14 protein-coding genes are annotated in these 19,629 nt (G+C 48.4%); 6 read left to right on the top strand and 8 right to left on the bottom strand.

From position 1 onward, the window contains the following. The first annotated feature begins 112 nt into the window (after positions 1-112). The 3 genes from ACLHG7_RS02950 to ACLHG7_RS02960 all read left to right on the top strand — a co-directional run bounded on the left by ACLHG7_RS02950 (position 113) and on the right by ACLHG7_RS02960 (position 3,986). Complete coding sequence (locus tag ACLHG7_RS02950) at positions 113-595, top strand: RNA pyrophosphohydrolase (RefSeq protein WP_114899721.1); 483 nt, start codon at positions 113-115, stop codon at positions 593-595. 144 nt (positions 596-739) lie between these two features. Beyond that, positions 740-3,025: a phosphoenolpyruvate--protein phosphotransferase gene (gene ptsP, locus ACLHG7_RS02955; RefSeq protein ID WP_410209564.1), complete on the top strand. Its 2,286-nt coding sequence runs from the start codon at positions 740-742 to the stop codon at positions 3,023-3,025. Positions 3,026-3,053: 28 nt separating this feature from the next. Continuing rightward, a complete protein-coding gene (locus ACLHG7_RS02960; RefSeq protein ID WP_410209565.1) occupies positions 3,054-3,986 on the top strand; it encodes a patatin-like phospholipase family protein in 933 nt (310 codons plus the stop codon). A 30-nt stretch (positions 3,987-4,016) separates the two neighbouring features. Here ACLHG7_RS02960 and ACLHG7_RS02965 read toward each other — a convergent pair whose 3' ends face one another. The 5 genes from ACLHG7_RS02965 to ACLHG7_RS02985 form a co-directional block, all read right to left on the bottom strand. Further along, a complete protein-coding gene (locus ACLHG7_RS02965; protein ID WP_410209566.1) occupies positions 4,017-5,075 on the bottom strand; it encodes a hypothetical protein in 1,059 nt (352 codons plus the stop codon). Positions 5,076-5,181: 106 nt separating this feature from the next. Then, positions 5,182-6,468, bottom strand: a complete 1,287-nt coding sequence (locus ACLHG7_RS02970; protein WP_410209567.1) for an MFS transporter — start codon at positions 6,466-6,468, stop codon at positions 5,182-5,184. A gap of 166 nt (positions 6,469-6,634) precedes the next feature. After that, positions 6,635-7,909 carry an MFS transporter gene (locus tag ACLHG7_RS02975; protein ID WP_410209568.1) on the bottom strand — a complete coding sequence of 425 codons (1,275 nt, stop codon included), beginning with the start codon at positions 7,907-7,909 and terminating at the stop codon, positions 6,635-6,637. A gap of 254 nt (positions 7,910-8,163) precedes the next feature. Further along, positions 8,164-8,448: a hypothetical protein gene (locus tag ACLHG7_RS02980; protein WP_410209569.1), complete on the bottom strand. Its 285-nt coding sequence runs from the start codon at positions 8,446-8,448 to the stop codon at positions 8,164-8,166. A gap of 184 nt (positions 8,449-8,632) precedes the next feature. Then, positions 8,633-9,097: a lecithin retinol acyltransferase family protein gene (locus tag ACLHG7_RS02985; protein ID WP_410209570.1), complete on the bottom strand. Its 465-nt coding sequence runs from the start codon at positions 9,095-9,097 to the stop codon at positions 8,633-8,635. Between the two features lie 241 nt (positions 9,098-9,338). Here ACLHG7_RS02985 and ACLHG7_RS02990 point away from each other — a divergent pair, with 241 nt between their 5' ends. After that, a complete protein-coding gene (locus ACLHG7_RS02990; RefSeq protein ID WP_410209571.1) occupies positions 9,339-9,827 on the top strand; it encodes a helix-turn-helix domain-containing protein in 489 nt (162 codons plus the stop codon). A gap of 30 nt (positions 9,828-9,857) precedes the next feature. On the opposite strand, the gene ACLHG7_RS02995 is transcribed toward ACLHG7_RS02990, so the two are convergent. From ACLHG7_RS02995 to ACLHG7_RS03005, 3 genes are all read right to left on the bottom strand, one after another. After that, positions 9,858-10,589, bottom strand: a complete 732-nt coding sequence (locus ACLHG7_RS02995; protein ID WP_410209572.1) for a CDGSH iron-sulfur domain-containing protein — start codon at positions 10,587-10,589, stop codon at positions 9,858-9,860. Positions 10,590-10,838: 249 nt separating this feature from the next. Further along, positions 10,839-11,531 (bottom strand): HAD-IA family hydrolase, encoded by a 693-nt coding sequence (locus ACLHG7_RS03000; protein WP_410209573.1) that lies wholly within the window; start codon positions 11,529-11,531, stop codon positions 10,839-10,841. Between the two features lie 120 nt (positions 11,532-11,651). Next, on the bottom strand, positions 11,652-12,605 hold the full coding sequence (locus ACLHG7_RS03005) for an RluA family pseudouridine synthase (protein WP_410209689.1): 954 nt from the start codon (positions 12,603-12,605) through the stop codon (positions 11,652-11,654). Between the two features lie 1,390 nt (positions 12,606-13,995). Between ACLHG7_RS03005 and ACLHG7_RS03010 the strand changes: the two genes are divergently transcribed. Further along, positions 13,996-17,469, top strand: coding sequence for a ribonuclease E/G (locus ACLHG7_RS03010; protein ID WP_410209574.1), 3,474 nt, complete (start codon positions 13,996-13,998; stop codon positions 17,467-17,469). A gap of 197 nt (positions 17,470-17,666) precedes the next feature. Continuing rightward, complete coding sequence (locus ACLHG7_RS03015) at positions 17,667-19,523, top strand: long-chain-acyl-CoA synthetase (protein WP_410209575.1); 1,857 nt, start codon at positions 17,667-17,669, stop codon at positions 19,521-19,523. The last annotated feature ends 106 nt before the right edge of the window (positions 19,524-19,629 follow it).

The following is a 19,629-nucleotide window of genomic DNA, read 5'->3' on the forward strand; positions in this document are numbered from 1 at the left end:
TTTATATCAGCTTTTAGAAGATGTCACGATGTTATGCCCTAGTATGACACGCGATGATGAAAAATAAGGATGGTCATGCACCACATTAGGCATATTTTCTGGAATTGTTTCAATGATAGATGCAGATGGCTTTCGGCCCAATGTCGGCATGATTTTGTGCAATGCACAAGGTCAGGTGCTGTGGGCAAAACGAATCGGTCATAATGCGTGGCAGTTTCCACAAGGTGGGATTTCCGAAGGTGAAACCCCAGAGCAAGCGCTGTATCGCGAGCTTTGGGAGGAAGTCGGATTACAACCTACGCATGTGAAGATTCTGGCTCAAACCCAAGGCTGGCTTCCTTATCGGTTGCCGCATCGCTATGTGCGGCAGGACGATGCCCCACCGGTTTGTATTGGGCAGAAGCAAAAGTGGTTTTTACTACAATTGACCGCAAGCGAATCGGAGATTCATCTGGATGCCCAGACCCCTGCAGAGTTTGATCATTGGATGTGGGTGAGTTATTGGTATCCGCTGACCGAAGTGGTCGCATTTAAGCGTGAAGTTTATCGCAAGGCATTGCTTGAGCTGATCCCGCATTTGCCCGTTTTAAATTAAACGTTGTTGGCTGAATAGACCTTATAAAAGAATTGATGCGACCTAGCAATACGCCTCTTGATAAATGATCATCCTCATACGTCAATGCTTATTTATCCAGGGAAATAAAAGATAAGACAACCCTAAATCGGAATTGGAGATGTCATGCAGATTGAAAGCCTGCGCAAGATTGTACAAGACGTAGATGCCGCACCAAATCTCCATGCGGCACTCGAAGTCATGGTACAACTGGTTGCCGAAGCCATGGAGACGGAAGTGTGTTCGGTCTACCTCTTGGACGAACGCAATCAACGCTATATTTTGATGGCGTCCGTTGGCTTAAACGCAGATTCAGTCGGAGAAGTGTCTCTGTCCACCACCGAAGGTCTGGTGGGCTTGGTGGGACAACGTGAAGAAATCGTCAGTCTTGAGGATGCCTCCAGCCATCCACGCTTCCGCTACTTGCCTGAAACGGGTGAAGAACGCTATAGCGCTTTCCTCGGTGTGCCGATCATGTATCGCCGCAAGGTTATGGGCGTTATGGTTGTGCAGCACCGTGAACGTCGTGCCTTTAGTGAAGCAGCAGAATCCTTTCTCGTGACGTTATGCGCCCAGCTTTCTGGCGCCATTGCTCATGCGCATGCGGTCGGGCAAGTGGATGTTTTTAGAAAACCCAATAGCGCATCCTCCCCGCAAGTTTTCCAAGGTGTCTCCGGTGCCGGCGGTATTGCGATTGGTCGTGCAGTCGTGCTGTATCCTCCTGCTGACCTGTCACTGGTTCCGGATCGCAAAATTGATGATGTGAAATCCGAGCTGGTCGTCTTTAAAGATGCACTTGAGATTGTACGCAAAGACATCCGCGATCTAGATGAAAAGATGCAAAAAGCCCTGCTCGAAGATGAACGCGCCTTGTTTAGCGTTTATCTTCGGATGCTGGACGATCATGCACTCCCCGCCGAAATCAATGCCAAGATCAAAGCCGGCAATTGGGCTCAGGGTGCAGTCCGTGCGGTGATCGATCAACATACCGCTCATTTCGCGCAGATGAAAGACGAATACCTGCGTGAACGCGTGGCTGACTTGCGTGACTTGGGTCGTCGTCTGCTTGCGCGCTTGCAAGCGTCTGACAGTCAGCATCGTGAGATTGGTGAAGAAAGTATCCTCATCGGTGAGGAAATCTCGACAGCGATGCTGGTCGAACTGCCACTGGATAACGTTGCGGCGATTGTTACGACCGAAGGCGCTGCCAACTCCCACATGGTGATCGTGGCACGTGCACTGGGCATCCCGACAGTGATTGGCGTCACCGAACTGCCGACGACATCACTCGATGATGTCGAGATGATTGTCGATGCTCATCAGGGTCGTATCTTCGTTCATCCGATCCGTCAGCTCCGTCAGCGCTATAAAGAGATTCAAAAAGAAGAGCAACAAGCCGCGCAAGACCTCAAAGCCTATGAGCGCCGCGAAACCATCACCCCAGATGGTCACGTGATGCCGCTGTATGTGAATACCGGTCTAATGATCGATGTGATTCGCGGTGCACAGCGCGGAGCCAAAGGCGTCGGGCTGTATCGCAGTGAAATTCCCTTTATGCTGCGTGAGCGCTTCCCCGGTGAAGAAGAGCAACGTCTGATCTATCGCCAACAGCTCAGCCACTTTGCAGGCAAGCCTGTAGTGATGCGCACACTCGATATCGGTGCGGACAAAGACTTGCCCTACTTCTCGATTGAAGAAGAAAACGCAGCCTTAGGCTGGCGTGGTATTCGCTTTACGCTGGATCATCCTGAGATTTTCTCAGCGCAAATGCGTGCGATGCTTAAAGCCAGTATCGGACTCAATAATCTGCATATCCTCTTCCCGATGATCACCTCGGTCAGTGAAGTGGAAGAGTCGTTATATCTGCTTGATCGCTCCCTGCATGAAGTGCAGGAAGAAGAACAGGTCAAGATCAACAAACCCAAAGTTGGTGTGATGATCGAAGTACCAAGCGTGCTCAGCATCATTGATGAGTTGTCTGAATTAGTCGATTTCTTCTCTGTCGGTTCTAACGATCTGACCCAGTATCTACTTGCGGTCGATCGTAATAATCCGCGGGTAGCGACCTTGTATAACCACTACCATCCTGCAGTACTTCGTACGTTGAATCAGTTGGTGAAACGCTGCCGTGAGCTGGATCGTCCTGTCAGTATCTGCGGTGAAATGGCCGGTGATCCGGGTACAGCGGCGCTGATGATGGCGATGGGCTTTAATGCCTTGTCGATGAGTTCATCCAACATCCTGAAAGTGCGTAAGGCTCTGATTCAGATTCCTCTGACTGAGGCGCAGCAGCTCTTGGCTGAAGTGCTTAAGATGGATAACCCCGCGGTGATTCGCAGTTGGGTTGAGATGTTTATGGTCAATAAAGGTCTGGGTAGTTTGATTAAGCCAGCGCAGAAGAGTTTGGGGTAAGTCACGATATCTATCATGGTGAACTCTCATGGCAAAGTATCGAATATTGAGTCTGGATGGCGGTGGTCTACGCGGTCTCATCACTGCCCGTCTGCTTGATCGTCTTAACAAACATCCGGATATCGCAGGATGGCTTGATGGCGTTCAATTCTATGCAGGCACATCCACTGGCGGCATTCTTGCGTTGGGACTGGCTGCGGGCAAAACTCCTAATGACATTGGCGATCTCTACAAAGATAAAGGCCAAGAGATTTTTGATGATAGCCTCTGGGACGACATCCGCGATCTAGGTCGGACTATCGGTGCGGAATACTCGAATAGAAACTTAAAAGCAGAACTCAAAACCATCTTCGGTAACCAGAAAATCACCGACCTCAGCAAGAAGGTCGCCATCCCAACCTTTGATCTCGACAATGGTGCACCAGCCAACCTGCGAACATGGAAACCCAAGATTTTCCATAACTTTAAAGGCTCCGACTGTGATGATGACTGCCTAATCGCAGATGTCGCACTCTATACCAGTTCAGCACCGACTTACTTTCCATCAGCCGATGGTTATATCGATGGCGGCGTCTTTGCTAACAATCCCAGCGTGGTGGCGATTGCACAGGCGATCTCACAGAAGAATGATCCTACTGAGCGAGCGAGTCTAGATGAGCTGGTTTTGCTATCTGTTGGCACGGGTGTCAGTCTGACTTATATCAAAGGACAAACCCTCGACTGGGGCTATGCGCAATGGATCAAGCCGCTGATCAATGTCTTGACGGATGGAGTGTCTGGCGTATCGGATTATCAATCGCGTGAGCTACTGAATGATCGTTATCATCGACTACAGATTGTCTTTGCACCCAATGAGACGATTCCATTGGATGCGGTTGATAAGCTAGATCGTATGGAGCAGATCGCGGCGGAGTTTAATCTGGATGAGACTGTGGCATGGATTAAGAATGAGTGGCTTTAAATCAGAGATTAAAGATGACAGCCCACCTATTTATTTACTTTCAGGTAGGTAAATTAAGCACTGCTTAATACTTTCTTTGGCAATAAAAACACTGGGACTGCCTTCACCGTAGCCCCCAAGCTCTTCGGGATCAAACACAAAAGCTAAGCCTAAAGGTGTAGGGATAAATTTTATATCTTTATAATCAGTTTCCGTCATTCGAAAACCTTCCGCGCTACTTACTTGCTCTTTTTCTAAATCGCTGCGGATTAAATTAGACAGTGTTGTGAGGCAACTCGAAGATGTTTTGAAAAAATAGTCTAAAAATACTTCATTTGATACGTCATGAGTTGAGACATAGTGACGAAGAATAGATCCATAGTGACCGTGTGCATTTCCAGCATCGTAACCCGAGTTACCGCTACTTAGACTCATTAGATTATTGTAGTGTCCAACCACTAATATACTATTGCTACACTCTTGATCAAACTCGCATAGGGAGGCATTTTCCAAGCCCGCCTCATTGATTTTCTCATCTTTAAGAATGGGCACAATTGCGTTAAATGTAAAAGGACGAGTTGGATCTATCCATTCAGCTTCCTCAGGCGTTAGTGTTTGCGATGCAAAGATGCTTTTATGAGTGACTGAAATCTCTTTATAGGTAATCAACTTTCGCATTGAAAAACGTAACTTCCTTTCCTTTTTATTAGCGCTATGCGTCCATATCCCCGATGCAGTTTTTTTATCTTTAGACAGCTTCCCCGTAAACTGCTCTTTATAAAGTACCTTTCCTTTTGGATAAGCATTATCGGCAATAATATACTTCATTGAGAGTTTAAAAGAATTGCCATGAAAAGTAGTCTGCTCAAGATTAATCACTTCGCCTTTAAACTGTCGAGGATATTGATAAGTAGAAGGATTATCTTTCGAATAAAACAGCGTCATTTGAAAAGGCGTTCCATCAGAGAAACGACCTTCATAAAAACCACCAACAATGGACTCTATACGGCTTTTATCTTTTAAATAGTTAACATCTGACGTATCAGCGAAAGCACACTGCCAGAGACATAAAAGTTGAGCCAAAAAAAGGAAAATCAGCTTATTTTTCATAGTTATTAGTCTGATGAGAAGGGTCTTAGGCAATTTAGCATCATGCACGGAATAGCAGCTCTTCATCTGTATGCTACTTCATTCCCCTACTACAAATATATGCAACTCAGGCTGTTTTTCTCATCACCAACAACGCTACCAGCGTAATCAATGCCGCCGCTGATAAATAAAAGCCAACATACGCCACCCCATAATGCCCCGCAAGCCATGTCGCGATATACGGCGCAAGCGATGCACCCAGAATCCCCGCAAAATTAAATGCCAATGACGAACCCGTATAGCGCACAGGTGTGGGGAATAACTCGGCAAGTGCAGTGCCTAATGGTCCGTAAGTAAAACCGAGAAGCACGGAACCAATACTGAGGCATACCAGCATAGCCGCTGCATCAGTCGTGGCAAACAGCGGCTCAAAGCCCAGTCCAAATGCCAAAATAGCAAGCGTCGCGGCAATCAATACGGCGCGAGGACTATAGCGATCAGACAAAACGGCTGAGAGAGGAATGGTCACGCAAAAGAATAAGATGGCGATCATCTGCAAGACTAAGAAGTCTTTGCGGGCAAAGTGTAAAGCCGTAGTGCCCCAACTTAAAGTGAAGATCACGATCAGATAGATCAACACAAAACCCGCCAGCGCGACAAAGGTCCCGAGGAGTACTCGGCTGCCATACTCTTTAAACACCGTACTGATCGGCAGTTTAACGCGTTCATTATTGGCAATCGCCTTTTGGAACTCTGGGGTTTCGGTGAGCTTCAAACGGACATATAAGCCTACGATGACAAGTACGCTACTCAGCAAAAAGGGAATGCGCCAGCCAAAGTCAAAGAACTGGGCATCGCTTAGCGTCTTACTCAGGATTAAAAAGATCCCCGTGGAGCATAGGAAGCCCAGCGGCGCGCCCATTTGTGGAAACATGCCGTACCACGCCCGTTTGCCTTGCGGTGCATTTTCAGTGGCGAGCAAGACTGCTCCGCCCCATTCCCCGCCCAGACCTAAACCTTGACCAAAGCGGCATAAAGCCAGTAACAACGGTGCAAGGATACCGATGGATGCATACGTCGGGAGTAAACCGATGATGACTGTTGAGAGTCCCATTGTGAGTAATGCCGCGACCAAAGTGACTTTACGTCCTACGCGATCGCCAAAGTGACCAAATACCGCAGAGCCAATTGGACGCGCAATAAAAGCTAACGCAAAAGTGGCGAAAGACTGTAAAGCAGCTGTGGTGGGATCACCCGCAGGGAAAAATAACTTAGGAAAGACCAATACCGCAGCAGTGGCAAAGATATAGAAGTCAAAGAATTCGATGGTGGTGCCAATCAGACTGGCAAAGAGTACTTGAGCGGGCGAATTAGCGGAAGAGTGGGTAGATATATCCGTACGTGTTGTCGTCATAAGTCATCCCCTTTGCGCTTTATGTCAAAATGATAGAACACCACACTTGTTATAAACGTTTTTCTAAGCCTTTGCTAAAAATCCAGATCAGGCGTACATCCTTGTACGCCCTATACATCGTCGTACGCCCTATACATCGTCCTTGAAGGAATTGCCCTTTTACGGGTTAGTCCGCTTTTTTGATCATCAGCAGTGCTGCCAATGTCAGCACACCCGCCGCAGCCAAATAATAACCAACATAAGCCAAGCCGTAGTGACCCGCTAACCACGTCGCGATATATGGTGCCAGTGATGCACCAACAATACCTGCCAAGTTAAACGCAAGCGATGCGCCAGTATAGCGAACGGCAGTTGGGAAAAGCTCTGACAACGCCGTACCGAGTGGCCCATACGTTAAACCCATGAGGCTTAGACCAATCGCCAGGAATGCGAGTACTTCAAACGAACTACTTGCCGTAAACAGTGGTGCAAAACACAGACCAAAAACAATAATCGCAATCGTCGCCGCAATCAGCATAGTACGTGAGCTATAACGATCGGCAAGCAGTGCAGAAACCGGAATCGCCAAACCAAAGAACAACACGCCGCCCATTTGCAGGATTAAGAAGTCCTTACGGGTGTAATGCAGTGCGCTGGTCCCCCAACTGAGTGCAAACACAGTCATGAGATAAAACAATACGAAAGTAGCCAACGCTGCGAAGGTACCGACCAACACTTTACCACCATGCTGAGACAACACCGTGCCTATCGGCAGTTTGACGCGTTCGTTGTTCTCTATCGCTTTTTTAAAAGCTGGGGTTTCATGCAAGGTTAAGCGGACATACAGACCGACCAAGACCAACAAGCTACTGGCCAGAAACGGAATACGCCAGCCAAAATCAAAGAACTGCGCTTCGGTTAACGATTGAGTCAATAGCAAAAATAAACCGGTGGAGCACAGAAATCCAATTGGCGCACCCAATTGTGGAAACATGCCGTACCATGCGCGTTTACCCGCAGGCGCATTTTCAGTGGCGAGCAATACTGCACCGCCCCACTCCCCGCCCAAGCCCAGACCCTGACCAAAGCGGCAGAGCGCCAGCAGCAATGGTGCCAGCACCCCAATCGACGCGTAGGTTGGCAGTAAGCCAATAATAACGGTCGAAATCCCCATGGTCAGCAGTGCCGCAACCAACGTGGCTTTACGACCAATCCGATCACCAAAATGACCAAAGACGGCTGAGCCAATCGGACGTGCAAAGAACGCGAGGGCAAAAGTCGCTAGGGACTGCAAGGTTGCGGAAGTCGCATCGCCTGCTGGGAAAAAGAGTTTTGGGAAAACCAATACCGCTGCCGTGGCATAGATATAAAAGTCAAAAAACTCAATCGTGGTACCAATCAAACTGGCAAAAAGGACTTGAGCCGGAGAATTGGTTTTGGAGAGCGCATGGGATTGAGACATCAATGATTGCTCATATTTTGGAGTTATGTGAAAGAACTAAAGCGAATTTAGAAGAGGCGTAGTCTAGTCGATTTTTAACCGAGTGTTAAGGGATGTAAACGGATTAGATCATCTCAGCGGGCTGAATACGGACATCTATAGCACTGTTTAATCCTCAGTCAAAGAACAAGGAAAACACAATAATTGATAGGTCTTTTTATCGAATGGACCATAAAAAAAAGCCCACCGAAGTGAGCTTTTGAGATCTCATCAACTTAGCGTTTACATCCTAATTCCGTAGCTTTTGCATCAAGCGCCGCGATCTTATTTTTAGTTTGCGTTTGTGCTAATGCGGTTAATCCGGCATAGGCACTGCCATTACTGGACGCAATATTATTTTGTTTGATGGTTTCTTGATGAATCCATTTACACTTCGCCACTCGGTCACTCTCATCAACTGGTGGTGTGAGGTCGCTTATGCCAGTGATATGACTACTGTATTGGCTGGCACAGCTCGCCATCAGCAGGCTCAAACTCATTAAGAAAATAGACTTTTTCATAAACCACTCAATAAAATAATTCACTAACATCTTCTAACATGCATCCATTTACACAGTCAACCACGTTAAAAACAATGCTTAAAAAAAGCCCAAATCACAAGGAATGGGCTTTTTAGGATGCTTGAGCGCTAGAGCAGGGGACTTTTCACATAAGCGCTTGTGAAAAAACCCTTCCTTCAATTTTTTAGGATTGGGCACGTGCCAGATGGCGAGCTTCCTGAACCGCACGCCAGCCTGCAGCAACTTTGGAGGCCAGATTGCCAATACCTTCAAGCGTCGCAAAGCTAATGGCAGCAGCATTGAAGGTGAGTTTTTTGATTTGTGCACTGGAGTGCACACCAGAGATGCACCAACTGACAAAGTGCTCGCAGTTATTAAATAGAATATGGTAGTCGTCTTCGCCCAAGCGGCTATAGGCTCGCTCTACGCTCTCGGCCCGATCAAACTTGCGGTCATGATCTTGCACCCAAAAGCCAAAGCCATTATCAAAACGTTCAAGCGAAGTAATCGCAACAGGGCCTTTCACTGCGAAGCCATCGATAAAGCCCGCATAATGCATTACACGCTGATCACCGATATAGATGCCATGATGGGTAAAACCCATTCTTGGGGTGACGACATGATCACCGAGACTGACTGACTTGCTCACACGCTATCTCCAACGAACAAAGGCGCTGCCACCTCAAAAAAATGCTCAACAAATAAATATTGTCCAAAAAACCATCTGGTCAATTAACGTCCGCATATTACGCCTAACACAAGAGTTGCGTCAATCACATGTTTCCCGTTTTATGCAATTTTTGTAAAAAACGGATAATGCCCACCAGACACAATTTCTGAAATTTAAGGTATGCTAGGATTTAACCGATAATGACCAGTGAGTCCGATCCATGACCGCAGAGCTAGACTTATATACGAGCGTCCCTGCCCTCATTGGCTCTTTGCTTGCCAAACGACGGATTGAACGGGATTTATCGCAGACGGAAGCCGCGCATTTTTTGGATATAGGCAACTCATCTTGGTCGCGGATTGAGAATGGTGAAAGCTCACTGACGCTTGAACAGCTCTTCTCGATTTGTCATGGCATGGATTTAAAGCCGAGTGGATTTTTGGCCTTGGTCGAAGAAAAACGTGACCTGCTAGCGCGTAAAGGCGTGGTGGTCAGCCTACATAAGCTCAGCAAAAAGAAACAAGTCAAACTTGCAGATGCCTTGAAGGGTAAAAGCGGCAAGGACAGTAAAGGTACGTTTGTCATGGAAGTGACAGGTACGGGCCTTTGGCCTTTGATTGGCAATGTCATCTTTGAATCGGCAGGACTGGTTACAGATGAAATCGCGCCAAGCATCACACCCAGCACGGGAAAAAATAAGAAGAAATAAGAGTGCTATTGATGATTCGCTTGAAATAAATCAAGCAATCCCATCGTGATACTTAAAAGAAGCATGGGTGCCATCGCAAAAAGGTTTATTGGACGACTGACCACAGCGACACAAGGCTTGTCGATTGCGAATCTCATACGACTGCCCATCTGCACTTTCCACACGGACTCCCCCACGTACCATCAGCGGTCCACTACAGCCGATGCTCGGGTCTTCAATGGGATGAATCCCAATGGTTTCTTTGCTTTCAATCGGTTGCTGTGTTTCTCGATCCCATACCAGCAAGCGACCACCAGCGCAGTTATGAACCATGAATTCGGTCAGCCGTTCATGTTGCTCTCCTTTCATCTGAACCTCACCCCAAACTTGATGGCCGTTATCACAGAAGCGAGAAAAGGCACAATAAGACTCGTTATCGGTTAGCAGTTGTGTGGGCCCGTCGAATTCTTTAGAGCCCGCCAAAAGGGGCTGAAAACTGGCCGTTTCGGTTAAATCAACAGGGGCTTTAAGATGAGAACCATCGCAAAAAGGCGCATGTTTGCTGTGTCCGCAGCGACATAAAGCCATTGATTCTGAGGACTCGAAGGATTTGCCTGCGGCATACCGACCCGAGTTACCCGTTTCATTCTTTTCGATAATCACTTGCTGGACTGGCGGTTTGCCGTGGACTAAATAGGGCCCACCTTTAGTCACCTGAATATAGATGTCATCGGGTGCAGGCACAGTACCGATTTGAACGATATGATCAATCTTTGTTGTCATGACACTCACCTCTGAAAATACATTGATTTAAATGGTTTACAGATGGTCATAGACCGCATGCTCATCCCATGATTTCAACACGCCTCATCACAATAAATAGGCTTTTCTATCAGGGGAGTCAATCAACAAACAATCGATATTCACAAAACAGCTATATATAGGGTGGTTAAATACAAAAAAGAATCCCTGCTCATACGAATGCATGCGCAGGGATTCTTTTGCGAATTGGCAAGATTGCCGAAAATAGGCTTAAACGCTTTGACTGACTTTAGTAGTATTACCCAAGACTTGCCCTAGCTCCGCAACCGTACTGACCAGTGCTGTCGGCGCGCAGCCTGCCAACTCTTCACGAGAATGCGCGCCCCATAGCACGCCCACTCTCGGCATATCCAATGCTTGCGCCATCTTCAAGTCAAATGAGGTATCACCTATCATCACCGCGTCAGCAACATCGATCCCCGTTGCCTCAAGGATATGCGTCAACATCAACGGATCGGGTTTGGACTTGGCTTCATCGGCGCTGCGTGTCATCACGAAGTAGTCACGCAGTCCACTTTGATCAAGCACACGATCCAGACCGTTACGATTCTTACCCGTTGCCACAGCAATCTTGATATCACGTGCACGCAGCTCATCCAGGACATCTGTTAATCCTGCAAACACAGGGGCGATGTTGTTGTAGGTATGATAATGCTTGGCATAAACCTGACGCATTTCATCATGGCGATCCGCATGATTAGGGAATAAACGATGCATCACTTCAGGCAGTGCCAGTCCAATGATGTGCTGTGCCGCTGCGGCGGGTAGATCGATGTCAAAATGACGTCCAACTGATTGTAAACTCGCCACAATTTGCCCCACCGAATCCATCACAGTACCATCCCAATCAAAGATGGCGAGTTTTAGATTATTGTTAAAACGGTATGTTCCAATCTCAGACATGCACTCATCATCCTCTTTACCAATAAAATCGCCAAAGACATGATGCTTTGGCGACTTTGATTTAAAATTTAAAACCGTCTCTGCGTTTAGCCGCAAAGCAAACGAGCGTGCATAACACGATCAACGATGCCCTTTCACTTCACCCTTCAACTGTTCAATCAAAGTCACAAAGTCATCTGGCTTTGGTGATTCAAACAAAGGATAGCCGGGAACAGACAGACGCACAGCGTGTAAGCACAAACGGCGTGCTTCAGCACCTTGGTACGGACGCTCGTGACCGTACTTATCATCGCCCAAGAGCGGATGGTTGATCGACAAACCATGCACACGGATCTGATGGGTACGACCAGTCAACGGACTCGCTTCAACCAATGTGGCATGCGCGTAGCGCTCGACGACCACAAAATCCGTCTGACTTTCTTTGCCATGACTGTCTTTATCAGTCGCCACACGTACTCGGCGCTCTCCGCTAGGCAATTCGATTTTAGCAAGCGGCACATCGACACGCTGTTTATCGAGTGTGACTACACCCTTCACGATGGCAAGGTAAGTCTTACGAATCTTGCCTTCACGCAGATAGTCTTGCAGGACTTTAAGGGTTGAGCGCTTCTTGGCGATCATCAGTAACCCTGAAGTTTCACGGTCTAAACGATGCACCAACTCTAAATAAGGCTTGCCTAAGGTCTGACGAATCGCTTCGATCACACCGAAGTCCACACCACTGCCGCCATGTACAGCAAGTCCTGCGGGTTTATTCAGGACGATTAAGCCTTCATCTTCATAAAGGATACGTTCACGTAAGCTATCCGCAAGATTCTGCCCAATGACTGGCGGCGCGCCAATCTCACGCATACGGATCGGCGCAACACGAATCAAGTCACCGGTTTTAATGCGGGTATCTGGTTTGACACGGCCTTTATTAATACGCACTTGCGATTCACGGATTAAGCGATAGATACGGGTCTTGGGCACGCCTTTTAGACGGGCGACCAAGAAGTTATCCAGACGTTGACCATCAAAATCTTCATCCACGGTGTACCACGTGACTTGCGGCACGTTGGTTTGTGCAGGCACAAACTGTGCTTTTGGTTTAGGCGTACCATTTTCAGACAGTTCTTCAACGACCTCAGAAGTATCTACAGGTTGATACTTCCAGTACACCGCAGTTTCCGCACTACCGAAAATCGCATCTTCTGGATCTTCTTCATCGTTATACGCGGCTGCAGGCTTAGAGCGCGTATCAATGCGTTTGCGTTCTTCAGGTTGCTGCGGTGCATCAGGACCACGATGCTTGTTTTGCTGGTTGCGATTTAAAAAGGTGCCTGCACGTGAGCGCAATTGCGGCTTGCCACGGGAATCTGGACGACCACGCGACTCACCAGAACCGCCACGGCGACCGCCTGATACACGCTCATTATCCCGAATACCTGCCTCTAAGCGATTTTCAGCAGCAGATGGCGCAGCGCGCTGTTCGCTTGGACGTGAATCTTCGGTTTGCGGACGCGCGGGTCGTTTTTTAGGTTTAAAAGCTTCTGAGCGACGGCTGTCAGTTGGGTATGAAGACGGTGCACGGCGCGATGGAGCGTGCGTTGATCGCACCCGAGTCTTATCAGAAGCGGGTTGCTCTTTGCCACGGAAATCGTCATTTGACGGGGTTTCCGCATCAGAGCGGTGTTTTTTTGATGTTTGTGCGCGAGAAGTTGTCATGAAAATGTATGCTTGTTGCCAAAGGTTTGCTATAGTCGGCGCACGGAAAACGGTCTAGCCTGCTTGAAATCCAAAGCAACTAATGACTATCCGGACAAATACGCCCCGTCGAGGCTTTCTAGTATATCGACAAAACCCGTTCTTGCTTAACTCTTCGACACAGATTTATGTACACAACCGTGTAAATAGATCAACGGTGAAGAGTAACAACACGGTTAACGGTTCTTTTTGCCCTGATTGTTTAGATGCATGGCAAAGAGCCACACATAAAACCGATGCACACCAGACAGGTTGATTGCCTGTATTTGCATCGATGCTTGATTGGTTTAGCCTGATGACAGGCAAGGAAGAGCACAGTACGCTTCATGGTTTTTGCTTACAACAAAGCCATGTAATCACAAGTGTCTAAAGCCCCTTGCATCATTCCGCACTCCATTCACAGACACTGATGTTGATACTGACTACACCCAAAATACTTGCTTTGCTGTTTAATTGAACTTCGACTTTAAGCAGCAAAGAGATGAATGAATGACTTATGCGCAAATCAGGCTTTGCCTGATGTAATGAATAGAACTATGCAGCAAGATGAGGATTTACACCCAAATCTTTTGCACTACATGCTTTTACCAAAAGTCCATGTGACTGGTTTCTAACGCGCTAATAATTCAGAACTTGCTAGACGTATTATTGTTGAATGATCTTGCAAGAGACCACCGTCTGCCGTGTGTGTCGCACCAAATAAAGGTGTCACACTGCAATGAAACGTATGCTGATAAACGCGACACATGCCGAAGAAATTCGCGTCGCACTGATTAACGGTCACCGTCTTTACGATTTTGACTTAGAAAACCGCACCCGCGAACAAAAGAAATCCAACATCTATAAGGGTCGCGTCACGCGCGTTGAACCTTCTCTCGAAGCAGTCTTTGTTGAATATGGCTCACAGCGTCAGGGTTTCCTGTCGATGCGTGAAATCGCCAATTCATACCTCAGCAAAGATCCGCGCTCAACCAACAATATCCGTGAATTGATCACCGAAGGCACTGAACTGCTCGTTCAAATTGAAAAAGAAGAACGTGGCAACAAAGGCGCTGCCCTCTCGACATTCATTTCACTGGCGGGTCGTTACTTGGTATTAATGCCAAATAACCCTAAAGGTGGTGGTATCAGCCGTCAAATCGCGGGCACTGTCCGTGAAGAGATGAAAGAAATTCTGTCCTCACTTGAAGTACCTCGTGCCATGAGTGTGATCGTGCGTACCGCAGGAATTGGTCGTAGCCAAGAAGAGCTACAACAAGACTTGCAACACCTGCTCGGTCTCTGGCAACAAATTCAAAACTTGGCGCAATCTGGCCCATCGCCAATGCTCGTACACCAAGAAGCGGGCGTCGTTACCCGTGCAGTGCGTGATTACTTGCGTGACGATATCGGCGAAATCCTGATTGATAATGAACAGGCTTATAACGAAGCGTATACCTTCGTACAGCAGGTCATGCCGCATCAGATTCAAAAAATCAAAAAACACTTGGCCAATGAGCCGCTGTTTGCAAGCTTTGGCATCGAAAGCCAAATCGAAACGGCTTATCAACGTGAAGTGAAACTACCTTCTGGCGGTTCGATCGTTATTGATCAAACTGAAGCATTAGTCTCTATCGACATCAACTCTGCTAAAGCCACACGTGGTGCCGATGTTGAAGATACTGCCCTCAATACCAACCTTGAAGCGGCTGATGAAATTGCCCGTCAATTGCGCCTGCGCGACATGGGTGGTCTGGTGGTTATCGACTTTATCGATATGGGTAAAGATCGCAACCAGCGTGCCGTTGAAGCGCGTCTGAAAGAAGCCACCCAAAGCGACCGTGCCCGCATTCAATTCGGTTCACTGTCACGCTTTGGTCTGCTTGAAATGAGTCGTCAACGTCTGCGTCCATCACTGGAAGAAGCGACGGGTTACGTCTGCCCACGTTGCCATGGCACGGGCATGATTCGTGACTTACGTTCATTGTCTCTGTCCATCATGCGTGCGATTGAAGAAATTGCACTGCGTGAGCGTCAAGGCGAAGTCCAACTGCAAGTACCGATTGAAATCGCAGCGTTCTTGCTGAATGAAAAACGCGACTCCCTCGTTTACCTAGAGCAAACCAGCCGTTGCCGCATTACCATTTTGCCGCACCCACATCTGGAAACTCCGCACTATCACATCAGCTTTAACCGTGAAGGCAATGCGCCAGCAAGCTACGAGTTGATCGAACGTGATGAAGCCCTCGGTTATGAAACCGATTGGCAACAACCCGGTCAAGTTGCAGCCCCAGCGCCTGCACGTCAAAATCGCGCCGCTCCTGCTGCGCAAGCACAAGCCGCTGCGCCAGCAGCACCTGCCAGCGTTCAATTCGCATGGCTTGAAAACCTGTTCACCCCACGCCAAGCCCGCCCACAAGGTGCCGCAAGCAGCAATGATGCAGCCAGTGCCATCGAACAATTGGTCAATGGCGGCGCAGTGAGCCGTGGGATTTACGGTGATGTCACCACCCCTGCACCACGTGATCGCCATGCGGTTGCCGATGTACAAACCAATGCCTATGCGACGGGCACGCCCGCAGCACAAGCAGGTCAAACCCCAGCGGCACAGCCGCAAGGGGGGTCCAACCAAAAGCGAGACCGAAACAACCGCAATCGACGCGGTCGGGACAACAATCCCAATAACAACACAAACGTCGATAACGGCGCAAACGACAACCTCCAGTTTGCCCAACCACCCGTTGACAACGCTGCCTTCGGCGACGAAGCCCCAGCACCGCGCCATCGCAACCGCCGTGGTGGACAAAACAACGGTCAAAACGCGAACCAAAACGATGTCGCAAATGTCGAACGCGACGTCAACGCAGCACCGGAGTCCAACAACTCAGGTAATGTTCCGCCTCGCCGTGATCGTAATAGCAATCGCAACAGTCGTGGGCCTCGCCAACGTGATGCGAGTGTACTTGCACCATCCGCTGACAACGCAGCATCCGCAGATGTCCAAGTCGCTGAGCTGAATGCAGCACCAGCAGCAATTGCAGAAGTTGTAGTAAACCCACTGACAACTCAAGTGATTGCCAATGGCGATGAGCAAGGCACAGGCAATCTCGTTGTCTTTGGTCTGGATGACACAGCAGCCACCAGCACGACGCCACTGATCAGTGAAGTGCCTGAAGTGGATGCAGCAGTAGAACCCTCAGAAGGCGTTCATGAAAATGGCCCGACTGAAGACGTGACTGCGGCCATCGCCGCTGAAGCACCACGCGCCGCCAACGATCCACGTGAACGCCGCCGCCGCCGTGAATTGGGTCTGGATCAACCTGAACCTGTCTTAGCAGTTGCTGCCGTTGAACCTGCTGTTCACTTTGAACCAGTCGCTGTACACGGTTCGGTTGGTGAATATGTAGTTGACGTATTAGGTGCAGAAGGCACTGCCCTGCTTGCTGAAGGCCGCGTTGTTGAAGCGTTCTTAAAAGCACTGCATGGTCGCCCAGTCATCACTGCACCTGCGGTCATCACCGAAGAAGCCGCACCTGCTACAAGTGAACCTGAAGCAGCGCCAGTAGTTGCTACTGCAGCAGCCTCACTACCACCGATGACTACTGAAGTGATTGCACCGCCAGTCGCTGATCGCCCACGTGCAGCCAATGACCCGCGTATGCGTCGTCGTTTGGCCGCTGAAGCCGCAGCACGTGCGGCAGCGGGTATCCCAGAGCCAACTGAAGCCGAGGTTGATGTAGTCGCTGTCGAGACTACAGAAGAAGTCGCTACGACTGAAGCACCGCCTGAGGTAGTTGCGGAAGCAACAGAGACCGCTTCAAATGTCGTGACAGCACCAGTTGCTGTTGTGGACGAAGCGCCAGTCGCTGAAGCTCCTGTAGTCAGCTCAGGCTTGCAAGCCAATCTGATCTTCCCTGCCGCTGAAGAGACCATTGCTGTTTCAACCGAAACGGTAGCCGTTGAATCCGCAGTCAGTGAATCAGTTGCAACACCTACAGAAGTTGTCGCAGAAGCTGAATCAGCACCTGTCACAGCAGAAGTTGATGCTGAGCATGATGAAGAAGACGGTGATGACCTCGTCGAAAGTGCGGAAGGATCAGATGATGATCACTCCCATGAACCTGAAAACTCGAATCTGGATAGCCGTGGTCGTCCACGTCGTCCACGTACTGGCGGACGTCCTCCAAAAAAACGTGCTCCAGCCGTCGAGTAAAACCCAAAAAGCAACCGATCACTTGATATAATGAGTGGTCGGTTTTTTTTAAGCATACCTTTATGAAACTTAATACGAAAACCAAATAGTTTAGGTATGCTACTGGCACTATTAGCCATCACCGCTGTATGCAGCAAAAAATTCAAATTGAAGCGACAGCGTATTGATTAGTTTAGATTGATTACAGGAATCCATTTATGTCTTTATTCACAAGTAAACGTAAAACCGCGCACTCTGATGTGATTACGATTACCGATGTAGCTGAACGGATTCCCAATCTGATAAAAAAACTTCCCCATGTTGCACATGGTTTAATCCTCGCTAATGATTCCCGTCCTAATAACCCCACAGGTTTCGGCGTAGAATTCGAAAAAGCCACCCGCAGCAACCCTTACGGCATTGCGCTATATTATAAAGACACTCAATTCACCTACACCCAGTTCAACGAATGGGCCAACCGCATTGCGCACTACTTGTTAAGCCAAGGCATCAAAAAAGGCGATGTCATCACCCTTTTTATTGAGAACCGCCCTGAACTGTTGGTGTGTTCTCTGGCCTGTGCCAAAGTGGGTGCCATCGCTGCCCTCGTCAACTGTTCACAAACCGGCAAAGGCTTGACCCACAGTATTAATCTGGTCAAACCCAAAATGATCATTGTTGGTGATGAGCTAACAGGGCCTCTGGAAGATGTACGCTCAACGCTAGAACTCGCAGATGATCAATTTTTCTGGCTGGCAGATGTAGATACTCGTAAGCCAAGCCCACAAGTTCAAGCACCTGCTGGCTACCAAAATCTTGCTGACAAACTGACCAGCCAACCCCGTTTCAATCCACCCAGCAGCTATGAAGTCTTTCATCAGGATGGATTATTTTACATCTATACCTCAGGGACCACAGGTTTGCCAAAAGCCGTGGTGTTTAAGCATGGTCGCTGGATGAAAGGCTACGGGACCTTCGGTCATATCATGAATCTGAACAAAGATGACATCATGTATGTCACCTTGCCGTTCTATCATGCGACTGCTATGGTTGTATGCTGGTCTGCGGTCATTGCAGGGGCCAGTGGCCTTGCGATCCGTCGTAAATTCTCAGCGCGTGAGTTCTGGTCGGATGTACGCCGATATAATGCCTCTGCGATTGGCTATGTGGGCGAGCTATGCCGCTACCTGATGGATTCTCCTATGGATTCCGCAGACCGTAAGCACCGCGTCACCAAAATGGTCGGTAACGGTCTACGCGCCAGCATTTGGCACGACTTCAAAAAACGCTTTGGTGTTGAGGAAGTCTTTGAACTTTATGGCTCGAGCGAAGGCAACGTGGGCTTTAGCAATATTTTCAACTTTGAAAATACAGTGGGCTTCTCACCGGTCCCATACGCGATTGTGCGCTACGACCAAGAGAAAAATGAGCCGATTCTGAACAAGAAAGGCTTCATGATCAAAGTGAAAAAAGGCGAAAGCGGTTTGTTGATCGGTAAGATCACCAAATCCTCACCTTTTGACGGTTATACCGATCCTGAAAAGAACAAAGCGACTATTCTGGAAAATGTCTTTACCAAAGGCGACCGCTACTTCAATACGGGTGACTTAATCCGTGACTTGGGTTTCCGTCATGCACAGTTTGTTGATCGCCTAGGCGACACCTATCGCTGGAAAGGTGAGAATGTTTCGACCACTGAAGTCGAAAACTGTGTGTCTGACTTCCCGGCTATCTCTGAAGCCGTGGTATACGGCGTTGAGATTCCAGGGACCAATGGTCGTGCGGGTATGGTAGCCATCACCCCTGCCCCAGATACAGAAGTTGATTACACTGAACTGTTAACCTTCTTTAAAGGCAGCATGCCTGCTTTTGCTGTTCCGGTCTTTATTCGTGTTCAAGCACAGATGGAAACCACAGGCACATTCAAGTACCAAAAGAACAACCTCAAGAAAGAAGCCTTTGATCCTAGCAAGACCACTGATCCCCTCTTGGTCTGGTTACCGGGCAGCACTTGCTATACTCCAATCACCCCAGAAGTCTTTGAAGGCATCCAGATCGGACAGTATCGTTTCTAATTTTTTAGACTGTAGTCGAATCAAGGGCAGCATCAACTGCCCTTTTTTTCGTCTATCCTCATCATTTGTTTAGAGATTGATCAGCAGGGCTTTTAGGGCATTACAC

This window comes from Aquirhabdus sp., assembly GCF_046462495.1.
GTDB lineage: Bacteria > Pseudomonadota > Gammaproteobacteria > Pseudomonadales > Moraxellaceae > Aquirhabdus.